Consider the following 12,854-nt stretch of genomic DNA (forward strand, 5'->3'; position numbering starts at 1 on the left):
AGCTGGCATGGAGGAAAATTTATTTCAAGTTTAAAATTTCTGCCCGGATTGCGGCGGCGATGAGGCTAGGCACCTCGGGTGCCAGCCCGATCGGGTCGAGGCGCGGGCCATTGAAGCCGGCACGGTCCAGCGCCGCCGGCAGGTCATCGGTCACATGCTCGGCGCGGAGCGCGAACAGCGGCAGGTGAACCGCGCGATCCAGCCCGCGCGCGGCGTCGGTGATGAACGGCTCCTGCTCGACGAATCCGGTGACGACGCGGGAGAAATGCGGGGCGATCTGGTCGGCGATGGCCGTGGTGATGGTGAAGCTGGCCTGACTGACCTGCGAACCATGGGCCGAAAGCAGCAGGGTTGTCTCGGCAGGCGACCAACCCACTGCCGCCGCTGCCGCACGGGCCTTGGCCACGATCAGCCCGGGCAGGGCCGGATCGATGCCGAAGGGCGGCAGGATGCGGGCATCGGGCGCGCCGGCCTCGGCCAGCTTCTTCGGCAATTGCTTCCGCGTGAACCAGCCCTCGGCCATGAACATCGGATAGATCAGGCTGCCCGCGTCAACCACCGCCGCCAGCGCACCGGGCATGGCCAGCGTGGCACCTGCGACCGTGCAACCGGGGTCATGCTCTGCCACCCGCGCCGCCAGATCGCGGATTGCCTGTTCCTGCGGCCCGGGATCGCCGGGTTGACCATGGGCGACGATGACGGCTTTCATGGCGCGCTCACTCGGCGCGGAAGAACTGTGCGAACTCATCTGGCATGGGGAATTCCGCCAGCACCCGGGCGCGGCCATCGGCAGACATCTTGCGGGCGGTCAGCTCGATGATGCGGGGCATCTTTTCATCCGGCTGATCGGCCATGAAGTCCCCCAGATACCAGCGGATGAAGGTAAAGCAGATCACGTCCTCCAGCGCCTGCACCTCGGGATCGCGCTTGATCCCCTGCTTGGTCAGCATCTTGCGGGCGCGGTCGATCTCGTCGCCGTGATAGCCGGCCTCCTCCATGATGCCGCCGACGCGGTTGGCATGGCGGCGGCCCTGCTCGGTGCGCCATTGCAGATAGCCGGCGCGGTCCATCGAGTAATCATGGCGCGGCAGCTTCCAGCGTTCGATATGCTGGCCCCGGCAGGCGATGCACAAGACGTCCGAGGCTTCGGGGAACAGCCTCAGCTGTTCCGCCGTCATCCGCTCGCCATAAAGCAGCGCGGCCGGGTGGCCGTGCTCCAGCGTCGGATCGGCGGCATTGGCCTTGTCGATGGCGGCAAAGACGGTTTCGAGCGGGGTCATGGCGGCTGTCCTTTTCCCGCAAGTGTCGCGCGGGTCCGGGCGTGGCGCAAGCGGTGATGTGGCTGTTTACGCGGCGGGCAGGCGGAAGCCGTCGGGGATGTCATCGCGACCCTCGAGGATCAGGTCGGCCATCAGACAGGCGATCTTCGGGGCCATGCCGAAGCCGATCTTGAAGCCGCCATTGGCGATGAAATGCCCGGGCCGACCGGGGAAGGGTCCGAGGATCGGCGCTCGGCTTTGCGCGCGGGGACGGATGCCGGCCCAGGTCTCGATCAGCGCCGCACCCTCCAGCACCGGGCAAAGGTTCCGGGCGCGGGTCAGCAGCGCGTCGATCTGGTCGTCGGGGCGGTCGTGGTCGAACGTGCTTTCGCTGGTCGAGCCGATGGCCGTGGTGCCATCCGCATGGGGCACGATGTAAAGCCCGTCGGCAAAGACCTGCGGACTGTCCGGCAGGGCAAGATCCAGCAGCGCCGACTGTCCCTTGACCCCCTGACCGATCTTGCGCCCGGTCGCGGCGTTCAGCGCCAGTAGTCCTTCGGTGCCAGTGGCCCAGATCACCGGGCCGGGCAGGTCGTCGGGCGCGGCCTGTCCTTCGATCACTTCGCCGCCCTTGGCGCGGATGGCCCCGGCGAGCGCCTGCAACGCGTCGCGCGGGTTCAGCCGTGCGGTCAGGTCGTCCTCGAGCCAGAGGCCGGCTGTGGCCAGCGGGCTGGCCGGGTTCTCGACAATCCGCATCCCGATCCCCTCGGGCCAATGCCGCGCCGCGCCGTCGAGCCGGGGTTGCAGGGCAGCGGGATCAGTGACCGGCTGCAACCGGCCCATGCGGGCATAGCCGCTGGACAGGCCCGAGACAGCCTCGACCTCGGCCCAGAAGTCCGGGGCCATCAGCAGGCTCTCCAGCTGAAACGCCTTCTTGTCGTTCCAGGTGTCGGGGGTATGCGGGGCCAGCGCGCCAACATGGCCGCCCGAGGAACCGGCACCGATCCGCCGCGCCTCGAAGACGTGCACGCGCGCCCCACGCCGCGCCATCTCCCAGGTACAGGCAAGGCCGAAGATGCCGCCGCCGATCACGCTCACGCTTGCCAACCCCTGCGCCTTTCCCCTAGCTGCCGGCATGAGCGAGTTACCCGAGAACGGCAGCGGCAACCAGCCGCATCTGGAATGGCGCGAGGGCGGCATTCCGGTCTCGACCCGCTTTGACGACCCCTATTTCAGCCTCGCGGGCGGGCTGGCCGAGACGGCGCATGTGTTTCTGGCCGGCAATGACCTGCCGGCGCGGCTGCGGTCGGGGTTTCACGTGGCGGAACTGGGCTTCGGCACCGGGCTGAACCTCTTGGCGCTGGCACGGCTGGCGACCGTGCCGCTGCGCTTTACCAGCTTCGAGGGGTATCCGATGAGCGTCGAACAGATGGAACAGGCCCATGCGGCTTTCCCCGATCTGGCGGACCTCTCGGCGCAGCTGCGTGCCGGCTGGTCCGCGCGTCGGATGCAGGTGGGTCTGGTCGAGGCCGAGGTGATCGAGGGCGATGTGCGGAGCACGCTGCCCGGCTGGCAGGGGCGGGCGGATGCCTGGTTTCTCGACGGCTTCTCTCCGGCCAAGAACCCCGAGATGTGGGGCGAGGCGCTGATGGGTGAGGTGGGCTGTCACACCGCGCCGGGTGGCAGCTTCGCCACCTATACCGCCGCCGGCCATGTGCGGCGCGCGCTGGCGGCGGTGGGCTTTGTAGTCGAGCGCCGCCCCGGCTTTGCCGGCAAGCGGCACATGTCGGCGGGGCGGTTGCCCTAGCGCCGCACCGTGGGGATGCGGCTCTGCGGATAGTCGATCGCCGGATGCGGCGGATGGCCGTGGGTGCGCTGCCAGAAACCCGGCCCGCCACGCCGCAGGAACAGCGGCAAGGCCAGCACGATCCCCGCGACGAAACCGCCGGCATGGGCCCAATAGGCCACGCCCTCCTCGGCGCCAAGGGTCGAGAAGCCGCCAAAGACCTGCAGCGCGAACCAGAAGGCCAGCATCACCCAGGCCGGGATGGTGAAGATCTTGATGATGATGATGATGATCACCAGCACGTCCACCTTGGCACGCGGAAAGAGCAGCAGATAGGCCCCCATCACCCCGGCAATCGCCCCCGAGGCTCCGACCATCGGCACGCCGGAATTCGGGTCGGGAATGATCTGCGCGAAGGCCGCCGCCAACCCGCAGGCGAGGTAGAACAGCAGGAACCCCAGATGCCCCATCTGGTCCTCGAGATTGTCGCCGAAGATCCACAGGAACAGCAGGTTGCCGCCGATATGCAGGAAACCCGCATGCAGGAACATGTGGCTGACCAGCCCCCACAGCATCTCTCCATGCGTCACGGCGACGGGATAAAGCGCAAGCTGTGCCCAAAGCGCGTTGAACTGGTCGCTCCAGCCCTGCGTCAGCACGAACATCAGAAGGTTCAGCGCGATCAGCGCCATGGTGACATAGGGCCGCCGCGTCGACGGGTTGTGGTCGCGGATCGGGAACATCGGGGGGCCTTTCGTGGTCGTCTGCGACAACCTGCCCCTTCGCGCGCCATCTGGCAAGCCGGGCGCGGCCAAGGTAGACATGGCGCCAGACCAGGGGTGAGGAGCCTTGCCATGAGCACGATGACCGATCGCAAGAACGCCGCCATTTCCCGCGGTGTCGGCATGACGACGCAGATCTATGCCGACCGCGCCGAGAATGCCGAGATCTGGGACAAGGCGGGCAACCGCTATATCGACTTCGCCGCCGGGATCGCCGTGGTGAATACCGGCCACCGGCATCCCAAGGTGATGGCTGCGGTCAAGGATCAGCTCGACCGCTTCACGCATACCTGCCATCAGGTCGTGCCCTACGAGAATTACGTCGAACTGGCAGAGCGGCTGAACAACCTCGTGCCCGGCGATTTCCCGAAAAAGACCATCTTCGCCACCACCGGCGCCGAGGCGGTCGAGAATGCGGTGAAGATCGCACGGCACTATACCGGTCGTCCGGGCATCGTGGCCTTTGCCGGCGGCTTCCATGGCCGCACCTTCATGGGCATGGCGCTGACCGGCAAGGTCCAGCCCTACAAGGCCGGGTTCGGGCCGATGATGAACGATGTCTGGCACCTGCCGTTTCCCAATCCGCTGCATGGCGTCACCGAGGCCGATGCGCTGGCGGCGCTGGACCGGCTGTTCAAGGCCGATCTGGAACCCGGCCGGGTCGCGGCCTTCATCATCGAGCCGGTTCAGGGCGAGGGCGGTTTCTACGAGGTGCCGACGAGCTTCGTGCAGAAGCTGCGCGAGATCGCCGACGCTTACGGCATCCTCCTGATCGCCGACGAGGTGCAGACCGGCTTTGCCCGGACCGGCAAGCTGTTCGCGATGGAACATCACGGCGTTGCCGCCGATCTGACGACGATGGCGAAGGGGCTGGGCGGTGGCTTGCCGATCAGCGCCGTCACCGGCCGGGCCGAGGTGATGGACAGCCCCAATCCCGGCGGTCTGGGCGGCACCTATGCGGGCAACCCGCTGGGCGTGGCGGCGGCCCATGCGGTCCTTGACGTGATCGAGGAAGAGGGGCTGAACGACCGCGCCACCCGTCTGGGTCAGCGGCTGAAGCAACGGCTGGCGGCGCTGCGCGACGAGGTGCCCGAGATCATCGACATCCGCGGCCCCGGCTTCATGAACGCGGTCGAGTTCAACGTCACTGGCAGCGACAAGCCGAACCCCGACTTTGCCAACCGGGTCAGGGAAGAGGCGCTGAAGCGCAACCTGATCCTGCTGACCTGCGGCGTTTATGGCAACGTGATCCGCTTCCTCGCGCCGCTGACCATCCCCGATCCGGTCTTCGACGAGGCGCTGGATATTCTGGAAGACAGCATCAAGGCCGCGCGCGGCTGAGACCTGCCCGTCGGGCTTGTGCGAATTTGAACAGGCGCGGTGAGTGGACAAGCCATTCACCGCGTTCTAGCTTGCGCGTCTTGCAAACCGAGGAGCCGCCGCATGGGCGCGATCATCGAGGTCGATCATCTTTCGAAACAATATGCCAGCGGCACCAAGGCGCTGGACGATGTCAGCCTGACCATCGAGGAGGGCGAGATCCTGGCGCTGCTGGGGCCGAACGGCGCCGGCAAGACCACGCTGATCTCGATCATCTGCGGGCTGGTGGTGCCCACGGGCGGCACGGTGCGCGTCGGCGGCCATGACATCCGCACCGACTGGCGGGCGGCGCGCGAGCTGATCGGGCTGGTGCCGCAGGAAATTTCGCTCGATCTCTTCGAGACGGTCGAGAACAGCGTGAAATTCTCGCGCGGGCTTTACGGAAAGCCGGCCGATCCGGCCTATGTCGAACAGGTGCTGCGCAGCCTGACGCTGTGGGACAAGCGCAAGGCGCAGGTGCGCGAACTCTCGGGCGGGATGAAGCGCCGGGTGCTGATCGCCAAGGCGCTGGCGCACAAGCCGCGCGTCTTGTTCCTCGACGAGCCGACCGCAGGGGTCGATGTCACCCTGCGCCGCGAGATGTGGCAGGTGGTGCGGCAGCTGCGGGCGGATGGGGTGACGATCATCCTGACCACGCATTATCTCGAAGAGGCCGAGGAAATGGCCGACCGGATCGGCGTCATCGACAAGGGCCAGCTGCAACTGGTTCGGCCCAAGGCCGAACTGATGGGCGAGTTCGGCTGCAAGACCCTGACGATCGAGCTGGACCAGCCGCTGACGGCGCTGCCCGAGACCCTGCAGGGCCGTAACCTGACGCTGTCCGAGGACCGCCAGTCGATCAGCTATGACTATGAATCACGCGCCGGCCGCTCGGGCATCGGCCGCCTGCTGGCCGATCTCTCGGCGGCAGGGGTCAGCGTCCGCGACGTCTCGACCCGGCAATCCAGCCTTGAGGATGTGTTCCTAAACCTGTTGGAGGACAAGGCATGAACTGGCAATCCGTCCGCGCCATCTACCGCAAGGAGATGATGCGCTTCTTCCGCACGCTGACCCAGTCCATCGCCTCGCCGGTGATCTCGACGACGCTCTATTTCGTGGTTTTCGGTGCCGCGCTTGGCAATCGCATCCAGTCGGTCGAGGGCATCGACTACGGCGCCTTCATCGTGCCGGGGCTGATGATGCTGACGGTGCTGCAGCAATCAGTGGCCAATGCCAGCTTCGGCATCTACTTCCCGAAATTCTCGGGCACGATCTATGAATTGCTCGTGGCGCCCACGGGCTGGGCCGAAGTGGTACTGGGCTTTGTCGGCGCGGCGGCGACCAAGGCGATCTTTGTGGCGCTGCTGATCCTTGGCACCAGCTTCTTCTTCGTCGACATCCATGTCGTCCACCCGGTCTGGATGATGGCCTTCCTGGTCCTCTCGGCCATCGGCTTCTCGCTTCTGGGCTTCATCATCGGCCTCTGGGCCAAGAATTTCGAGCAGTTGCAGATCATCCCGATGATGGTCATCACGCCGCTCGTCTTTCTTGGCGGGGCCTTCTACTCGGCCAGCATGTTGCCGCCCTTCTGGGAGGGCGTGGCCAAGCTGAACCCGGTGCTTTACCTGATCTCGGGCTTCCGTTGGGCCTTCTTCGGGCTGGCCGATGTGCCGGTGGGCGTGTCGCTGGTGGCGGTGGCGATCATGATCGGCCTCTGCATGGCGCTGATCCGCTGGATCTTCTACACCGGCTGGCGGCTGCGCGAGTAATCGTCGCACCCTGCAACCTGTCGTGGACAAGCCCGGGAGCCTGTGAGAGATTTTTCCAACGAAACCAATGTTGGAGAGACTATCATGGGTTCTCGAGTTCTCTGGATCGTTGTCGGCGCAATCTCGGTTCTGGCCGGGATCTTCGCCCTCGCCAATCCGCTGGCGGCGACGCTGGCCGCCGAGACGCTGGCCGGCTGGGGCTTCCTGATCGTCGGCATCTTGCAGGTCGTCTTCGCCTTCCGCGACATCGGCTGGGGCGCGCGCATCTGGGCGATCCTGATCGGCCTTGCCTTCGTGTTGACCGGCATCTCGCTTCTGGGCAATCCGCTGGCCGGGATCATCTCGCTGACGGTTCTGGTGGCGGTGATGTTTCTGGTGGTGGGCGTCGCCAAGGTCATCCTGTCCTTCTCGCTGCCGCGTGGACCCGGCTTCTGGCTGTTGCTGCTCAGCGGCGCGCTGTCGGTGGTACTGGCGGTGATGATCTTCTCGAACTTCCCGCAATCCGCCGCAGTGATCCTTGGCGTTCTGCTGGCGATCGAACTGATCTCGAACGGGGTGGCGATGATCACCCTCGGCTCGATGCGGCGCGCGGCCTAGCGGCAGATCTTGATCTGCGGGTCGAGGCGGCGGTACTCGGCGGCGGTCAGCACCTGCATGTCCAGCGAATACTGCCAACTCGCAAACCAGCGGCGGCGGATCTCGCCGCGATAGAACTGGCCCATGATGTCGCCCACCATTGGCGGGATGATCTTGGTCCCGGGAAGGCGCGGGGCATGAAATCCAACCCGCGCCTTGGGATCAAGGCAGGCATTGGGCAAGCTGAGGTAAATGGTGCAGGCCGAGCGGCAATAGCCGCGAATCCGCACTTGCCGTCCTGAACGCTGCAGCTGGTTGCGCCTTTGGATCGTTTCCAGCACGTTGCCGCCGGAATCGTTCGAAATGTCGATGGGGCGCCGGGACTGCGCTTCGACCGGGGTTGCGGCGGGCAGGCTCAGCAGGACGGACAGGGCGATCAGGACAGGTTTCAACATCCGGTCAATTTGCGACAGCCGCGCGCCGGGGGAAAGCCACATTGCCGCGAGCGACAGCCCGACAGGCGGCAGCCTGCCCTTGCCCGGTGACGGGCGGGGCCGTATATGCCGGCAATGACCCAGAACCCGCCCAACCTGCGCCCGGATCTCGCCCGCGCCCATATCCCCGAGCTGCGCCGCCCCGGCCAGCCGACCATCGGCATGGTCAGCCTCGGCTGTCCCAAGGCGCTGGTTGACAGCGAGCGCATCCTGACCCGGCTTCGGGCCGAGGGCTATGCCATCAGCGCCGATTACAATGGCGCGGATGCGGTGATCGTGAACACCTGCGGCTTTCTGGACAGCGCCAAGGCCGAAAGCCTCGAGGCCATCGGCGAGGCGCTGCAGGAGAACGGTCGGGTGATCGTCACCGGCTGCCTCGGAGCGGAACCCGAATACATCACCGGCGCGCATCCCAAGGTTCTGGCCGTCACCGGCCCGCATCAATATGAATCGGTGCTGGATGCCGTCCATGGCGCCGTGCCGCCCGCGCCCGATCCTTTCGTCGATCTGCTGCCGGCCTCCAGCGTCAGCCTGACGCCGCGCCATTACAGCTATCTGAAGATCTCCGAGGGCTGCAATCACAAGTGCAAGTTCTGCATCATCCCCGACATGCGCGGCCGTCTGGTCAGCCGTCCGGCCCATGCCATCGTCCGCGAGGCCGAAAAGCTGGTCGCCGCCGGGGTCAAGGAGCTGCTGGTGATCTCGCAGGATACCAGCGCCTATGGGCTCGATCGCAAGCACGAGACCGAGCGCGGCCACCGCGCCCATATCGTGGACCTCGCCCGCGACCTTGGCTCGCTCGGGGCCTGGGTCCGGCTGCATTACGTCTATCCCTATCCCTTCGTGCGCGACCTGATCCCGCTGATGGCGGCCCATTCGGAAACTGGCGGGCTGGTGCTGCCCTATCTGGATATCCCCTTCCAGCACGCCCATCCCGATACGCTGAAGCGCATGGCGCGTCCCGCTGCCGCCGCGAAGACGCTGGACGAGATTGCGGCCTGGCGGTCGGTCTGCCCCGAGATTACCCTGCGCTCGACCTTCATCGTCGGCTATCCCGGCGAGACCGAGGCCGAGTTCCAGACGCTTCTGGACTGGCTGGACGAGGCGCAGCTGGACCGCGTCGGCGCGTTTCAATACGAGAACGTCAAGGGTGCCCGCGCCAATGACCTGCCCGACCATGTTGCCCCCGAGGTGAAGCAGGACCGTTTCGACCGCTTCATGGAAAAGGCGCAGGCCATCAGCGAGGCCAAGCTGGCCGCCAAGGTCGGCCAGCGCCTTCAGGTCATCGTGGACGAGGTCGATGACGAGGGCGCCACCTGCCGCACCAAGGCCGACGCGCCCGAGATCGACGGCAACCTGTTCATCGACGAGGGATTCGAGGGTCTGCATCCCGGCGATATCGTCGAGGTGACGGTGGACGAGGCCGGGGAATACGATCTGTGGGGCCGGCTCTAGGAGCGCAAGATGCCGCGGCCTCCCTCGGTTGCGCCGCGATTCCCTGCCGTGGCATGTAGGGCGGCAAGAGACGAGGGCCGCAGCAGCATGACCACCGAACGCGAAACCGACTGGGACGCCCCCGGCAAGCCCCGCAAGCCGACCATCATAGGCATCGGCGCGCAGAAGGCCGGGACCACATGGCTGTCGCAGATGCTGGCCCAGCACCCCAAGGTCTGGACCCCGCCCTTCAAGGAGGTGCAGTTCTTCAGCCATCGCTTTGTCGAAGAGCACCGGCAATGGCTGCCCTGGCATTTCCGCCGCTCGCGCCAGACCATCGAGCGCCGCTGGGGCCTGCGCGGCGATCCCATGCCGCAGGGGCTGATCGACTATCTCGACGGCATCACCGCCGACCCGATGTTCACAAATGACTGGTATCGCCGCGTCTTCGCCCCGGCGCCACCGGGCAGCCAGACAATGGATGTCAGCCCGGAATACTCGACCGTGCCCGAGGAGGGCGTTGCCTTCATCCGCGATTTCCTGCCGCGCGCGCGGTTCATCTATATTCTGCGCGACCCGGTCGACCGGGTGATTTCGCAGATGAAGATGCACATGACCCGCAAGAAGAAGAACCCGCGCGAGGCCGGGCCGTGGCTCGAGCTGCTGGAGAGCGAGCCGGCTTTGTTCAACCGGGGAGACTATACCGCCTATGTGCCGCGCTGGCAGGCGGCGTTCGGTCCCGACAAGCTGATGATCCTGCCCTTCGGCCGCATCGCCTCAGATCCTGCCGGGCTGCTGTCCGAGATCGAGGATTTCCTCGGCCTGCCGCATCACGCCTATGAGAATGCCGAGCGCAAGGTCTTCGCCGCCCCGGATGACCTCAGCGCCCCGCCGGAGCTGCGCGCGATCCTGACCGAACGGCTGCAGGACCAGACGGATTTCCTGCAAGGGGCCTTCCCGCCGGAATTCACCGCGCAACTGCGCTGACCTTTCCTAAAGCCGCGCGATCCCCTAAATAGCCTGCAACATTTGCAGGAGATTCCCATGGCGTCCTATCAGTATGTCTATCACATGGACGGCGTGTCCAAGACCTATCCCGGCGGCAAGAAGGTGTTCGAGAACATCCGCCTGAACTTCCTGCCGGGGGTCAAGATCGGCGTGGTCGGCGTGAACGGCGCCGGTAAGTCGACGCTCTTGAAGGTGATGGCCGGGCTCGACAAGGATTTCTCCGGCGAGGCCTGGGCCGCCAAGGGCGCGACCGTCGGCTATCTGCCGCAGGAACCGCATCTCGACCCGAATCTCGACGTGCGCGGCAATGTCATGCTGGGCGTGGCGGCGAAGAAGGCCAAGCTCGACCGCTATAACGAGCTGGCGATGAACTACTCGGACGAGACCGCCGAGGAAATGGCGACGCTGCAGGACGAGATCGACGCCGAGAACCTCTGGGATCTGGACAGCCAGATCGACGTGGCGATGGAGGCCCTGCGCTGCCCGCCCGACGATGCCAATGTCGAAACCCTGTCGGGCGGTGAACGCCGCCGGGTGGCTTTGTGCAAGCTGCTTCTGGAAGCGCCCGACATGCTGCTGCTGGACGAACCGACCAACCACCTCGACGCGGAAACCATCGCCTGGCTGCAGAAGCACCTGATCGAATATCCGGGCACGATCCTGATCGTCACCCATGACCGCTATTTCCTCGACGACATCACCGGCTGGATCCTCGAACTGGATCGCGGCCGCGGCATTCCCTACGAGGGCAATTATTCCGCCTGGCTCGACCAGAAGGCCAAGCGGCTGGCGCAGGAGGCGCGCGAGGACAAGGCCAAGCAGAAGACGCTGGAACGCGAGCTGGAATGGATCCGCGCCGGCGCCAAGGCCCGCCAGGCCAAGCAGAAGGCCCGGATCAACGCCTATAACGAACTGGCCGGCCAGTCCGAGCGCGACAAGCTGACCCGCGCCCAGATCATCGTCCCGAATGGCGAGCGTCTTGGCGGCAAGGTGATCGAGGTCGCCGGGCTGAAGAAGGCCATGGGCGACAAGCTGTTGATCGAGAACCTCGATTTCACCATCCCGCCCGGCGCCATTGTCGGCGTGATCGGCCCGAACGGCGCCGGTAAATCCACGCTGTTCCGGATGCTGACCGGTCAGGACCAGCCCGACGAGGGCCAGATCACCCTGGGCGATACGGTGCAGCTCTCCTATGTCGACCAGTCGCGCGATGCGCTGGACGGCAACAAGACGGTCTGGGAGGAAATCTCGGGCGGGGCCGAGCAGATCGAACTGGGCGATGCGACGATGAACAGCCGCGCCTATGCCAGCGCCTTCAACTTCAAGGGCGGCGACCAGCAGAAGAAGGTCGGCCAGCTCTCCGGCGGTGAACGCAACCGCGTCCACATGGCGAAGCTGCTGAAATCCGGTGGCAACGTGCTGCTGCTTGACGAACCGACCAACGATCTGGACGTGGAAACCCTGCAGGCGCTGGAAGCCGCGCTGGAAGATTTCGCCGGCTGCGCCGTCATCATCAGCCACGACCGCTTCTTCCTCGACCGCCTCTGCACGCATATTCTTGCGTTCGAAGGCGACGCCCATGTGGAATGGTTCGAAGGCAATTTCGAGGCCTATGAAGAGGACAAGGTGCGCCGGCTTGGGCCGGACAGCATCGAACCGAAGCGGGTGAAGTACAAGAAATTCACGAGATAATGATCTGGCAGCTTGGGCAATGCCGGGCCATTGTCCAAGCTTATTGCCGATTTCCGCAGTCAATCCTGTCGCGACAAAATCTGAAAACGGTGCTATAATAAGTCAGATCGGGGTTTCTCCGTCTCTCTTCTTCGCATTGCGAGGGGCAGATGCCAACAATTATCTTCTACATGATTCCGGTTGCCAATACGACCGCAGTTGACATCGATCTTGTCGAATTGCGCGCTGCGCTGCCCCCGAACCTCCGAAGAATTAACAATATCAACGTCCGTGTCGGTACCGGTGAAACGGCGGAAGAGGACGTTGATGGGGGTATGTTCACGATGGAAGTCGAGGTGACTGCTCCGGATAATGCGACAGTCGTGGATAATGCCAGATTTCAAGAGGTTCGATTCGGGGGCAGCCGGTTTGTTCTAGACCTTGCTGATCCCGGAGGGACATATCACCCGGGCGCTGCCGCATATTTTCAACAGGTTGATGTTAATACCCTGAAGCTTGTGGTTTTTCGCCCATTGCAGGGCGCGCGGGCATCGCATTATTTTCGTCGCCACGCGCCGTAAGCGTAACACGCTCTTTGCGGCAACCGCAGGGCGGGGTTCCCCACCCCACCGATTGCCCGTTGCCCTGTTCGCATGGTGGGGTGAAACCCCACCCTACGCCCAGACCCGTCGGGAACGGTCGCACGCACCATTCCG

General features: G+C 65.1%; 14 protein-coding genes. 9 read left to right on the forward strand and 5 right to left on the reverse strand.

All coding sequences use genetic code 11. From position 1 onward, the window contains the following. Positions 1-19 precede the first annotated feature (19 nt). From Q1A36_RS11430 to Q1A36_RS11440, 3 genes are all read right to left on the reverse strand, one after another. Positions 20-709 (reverse strand): CbiX/SirB N-terminal domain-containing protein, encoded by a 690-nt coding sequence (locus Q1A36_RS11430; protein WP_299843775.1) that lies wholly within the window; start codon positions 707-709, stop codon positions 20-22. Between the two features lie 7 nt (positions 710-716). After that, positions 717-1,280 (reverse strand): DUF4202 domain-containing protein, encoded by a 564-nt coding sequence (locus Q1A36_RS11435; RefSeq protein WP_299843777.1) that lies wholly within the window; start codon positions 1,278-1,280, stop codon positions 717-719. A gap of 66 nt (positions 1,281-1,346) precedes the next feature. Next, complete coding sequence (locus tag Q1A36_RS11440) at positions 1,347-2,357, reverse strand: FAD-dependent oxidoreductase (RefSeq protein WP_366141569.1); 1,011 nt, start codon at positions 2,355-2,357, stop codon at positions 1,347-1,349. A 37-nt stretch (positions 2,358-2,394) separates the two neighbouring features. On the opposite strand from Q1A36_RS11440, the gene mnmD reads away from it, so the two are divergent. Continuing rightward, positions 2,395-3,066, forward strand: coding sequence for a tRNA (5-methylaminomethyl-2-thiouridine)(34)-methyltransferase MnmD (gene mnmD, locus Q1A36_RS11445; RefSeq protein ID WP_299843781.1), 672 nt, complete (start codon positions 2,395-2,397; stop codon positions 3,064-3,066). Here mnmD and Q1A36_RS11450 read toward each other — a convergent pair. Further along, positions 3,063-3,788: a rhomboid family intramembrane serine protease gene (locus Q1A36_RS11450; RefSeq protein ID WP_101752600.1), complete on the reverse strand. Its 726-nt coding sequence runs from the start codon at positions 3,786-3,788 to the stop codon at positions 3,063-3,065. The genes mnmD and Q1A36_RS11450 overlap by 4 nt on opposite strands. A gap of 111 nt (positions 3,789-3,899) precedes the next feature. Between Q1A36_RS11450 and Q1A36_RS11455 the strand changes: the two genes are divergently transcribed. From Q1A36_RS11455 to Q1A36_RS11470, 4 genes are all read left to right on the forward strand, one after another. Further along, complete coding sequence (locus Q1A36_RS11455; RefSeq protein ID WP_299843784.1) at positions 3,900-5,168, forward strand: 4-aminobutyrate--2-oxoglutarate transaminase; 1,269 nt, start codon at positions 3,900-3,902, stop codon at positions 5,166-5,168. Between the two features lie 102 nt (positions 5,169-5,270). Next, entirely contained in the window at positions 5,271-6,197 is a 927-nt protein-coding gene (locus tag Q1A36_RS11460) for an ABC transporter ATP-binding protein (RefSeq protein ID WP_299843787.1), read from the forward strand. Next, the gene (locus Q1A36_RS11465) at positions 6,194-6,955 is read left to right on the forward strand and encodes an ABC transporter permease (RefSeq protein ID WP_299843790.1); all 762 of its coding nucleotides are present in this window, start codon (positions 6,194-6,196) and stop codon (positions 6,953-6,955) included. The genes Q1A36_RS11460 and Q1A36_RS11465 overlap by 4 nt, the downstream gene beginning before the upstream one ends. 84 nt (positions 6,956-7,039) lie before the next feature. After that, positions 7,040-7,552: a DUF308 domain-containing protein gene (locus tag Q1A36_RS11470; protein ID WP_299843792.1), complete on the forward strand. Its 513-nt coding sequence runs from the start codon at positions 7,040-7,042 to the stop codon at positions 7,550-7,552. Here the strand turns inward: Q1A36_RS11470 and Q1A36_RS11475 are convergent. Then, positions 7,549-8,148, reverse strand: a complete 600-nt coding sequence (locus tag Q1A36_RS11475) for a hypothetical protein (protein ID WP_299843794.1) — start codon at positions 8,146-8,148, stop codon at positions 7,549-7,551. The genes Q1A36_RS11470 and Q1A36_RS11475 overlap by 4 nt on opposite strands. On the opposite strand from Q1A36_RS11475, the gene rimO reads away from it, so the two are divergent. From rimO to Q1A36_RS11495, 4 genes are all read left to right on the forward strand, one after another. Beyond that, a complete protein-coding gene (gene rimO / locus Q1A36_RS11480) occupies positions 8,101-9,480 on the forward strand; it encodes a 30S ribosomal protein S12 methylthiotransferase RimO (RefSeq protein ID WP_299843797.1) in 1,380 nt (459 codons plus the stop codon). The two genes, Q1A36_RS11475 and rimO, sit on opposite strands and share 48 nt — an antisense overlap. Positions 9,481-9,567: 87 nt before the next feature. Further along, positions 9,568-10,446 carry a sulfotransferase gene (locus tag Q1A36_RS11485; RefSeq protein ID WP_299843800.1) on the forward strand — a complete coding sequence of 293 codons (879 nt, stop codon included), beginning with the start codon at positions 9,568-9,570 and terminating at the stop codon, positions 10,444-10,446. 57 nt (positions 10,447-10,503) lie between these two features. After that, positions 10,504-12,159, forward strand: a complete 1,656-nt coding sequence (gene ettA, locus Q1A36_RS11490) for an energy-dependent translational throttle protein EttA (protein WP_101752592.1) — start codon at positions 10,504-10,506, stop codon at positions 12,157-12,159. Between the two features lie 149 nt (positions 12,160-12,308). After that, entirely contained in the window at positions 12,309-12,719 is a 411-nt protein-coding gene (locus Q1A36_RS11495; RefSeq protein WP_299843805.1) for a hypothetical protein, read from the forward strand. The last annotated feature ends 135 nt before the right edge of the window (positions 12,720-12,854 follow it).

Source organism: uncultured Paracoccus sp. (assembly GCF_947487305.1).
GTDB lineage: Bacteria > Pseudomonadota > Alphaproteobacteria > Rhodobacterales > Rhodobacteraceae > Paracoccus.

What these genes read in the sequence shown, in the direction of transcription:
- rimO (WP_299843797.1), top strand. Translation starts at nt 8,101, where the DNA reads ATGACCCAGAACCCGCCCAACCTGCGCCCGGATCTCGCCCGCGCCCAT.
- ettA (WP_101752592.1), top strand. Translation starts at nt 10,504, where the DNA reads ATGGCGTCCTATCAGTATGTCTATCACATGGACGGCGTGTCCAAGACC.
- Q1A36_RS11450 (WP_101752600.1), bottom strand. Translation starts at nt 3,788, where the DNA reads ATGTTCCCGATCCGCGACCACAACCCGTCGACGCGGCGGCCCTATGTC.
- Q1A36_RS11485 (WP_299843800.1), top strand. Translation starts at nt 9,568, where the DNA reads ATGACCACCGAACGCGAAACCGACTGGGACGCCCCCGGCAAGCCCCGC.
- Q1A36_RS11430 (WP_299843775.1), bottom strand. Translation starts at nt 709, where the DNA reads ATGAAAGCCGTCATCGTCGCCCATGGTCAACCCGGCGATCCCGGGCCG.
- mnmD (WP_299843781.1), top strand. Translation starts at nt 2,395, where the DNA reads ATGAGCGAGTTACCCGAGAACGGCAGCGGCAACCAGCCGCATCTGGAA.
- Q1A36_RS11495 (WP_299843805.1), top strand. Translation starts at nt 12,309, where the DNA reads ATGCCAACAATTATCTTCTACATGATTCCGGTTGCCAATACGACCGCA.
- Q1A36_RS11460 (WP_299843787.1), top strand. Translation starts at nt 5,271, where the DNA reads ATGGGCGCGATCATCGAGGTCGATCATCTTTCGAAACAATATGCCAGC.
- Q1A36_RS11475 (WP_299843794.1), bottom strand. Translation starts at nt 8,148, where the DNA reads ATGGGCGCGGGCGAGATCCGGGCGCAGGTTGGGCGGGTTCTGGGTCAT.
- Q1A36_RS11435 (WP_299843777.1), bottom strand. Translation starts at nt 1,280, where the DNA reads ATGACCCCGCTCGAAACCGTCTTTGCCGCCATCGACAAGGCCAATGCC.
- Q1A36_RS11470 (WP_299843792.1), top strand. Translation starts at nt 7,040, where the DNA reads ATGGGTTCTCGAGTTCTCTGGATCGTTGTCGGCGCAATCTCGGTTCTG.
- Q1A36_RS11455 (WP_299843784.1), top strand. Translation starts at nt 3,900, where the DNA reads ATGAGCACGATGACCGATCGCAAGAACGCCGCCATTTCCCGCGGTGTC.
- Q1A36_RS11465 (WP_299843790.1), top strand. Translation starts at nt 6,194, where the DNA reads ATGAACTGGCAATCCGTCCGCGCCATCTACCGCAAGGAGATGATGCGC.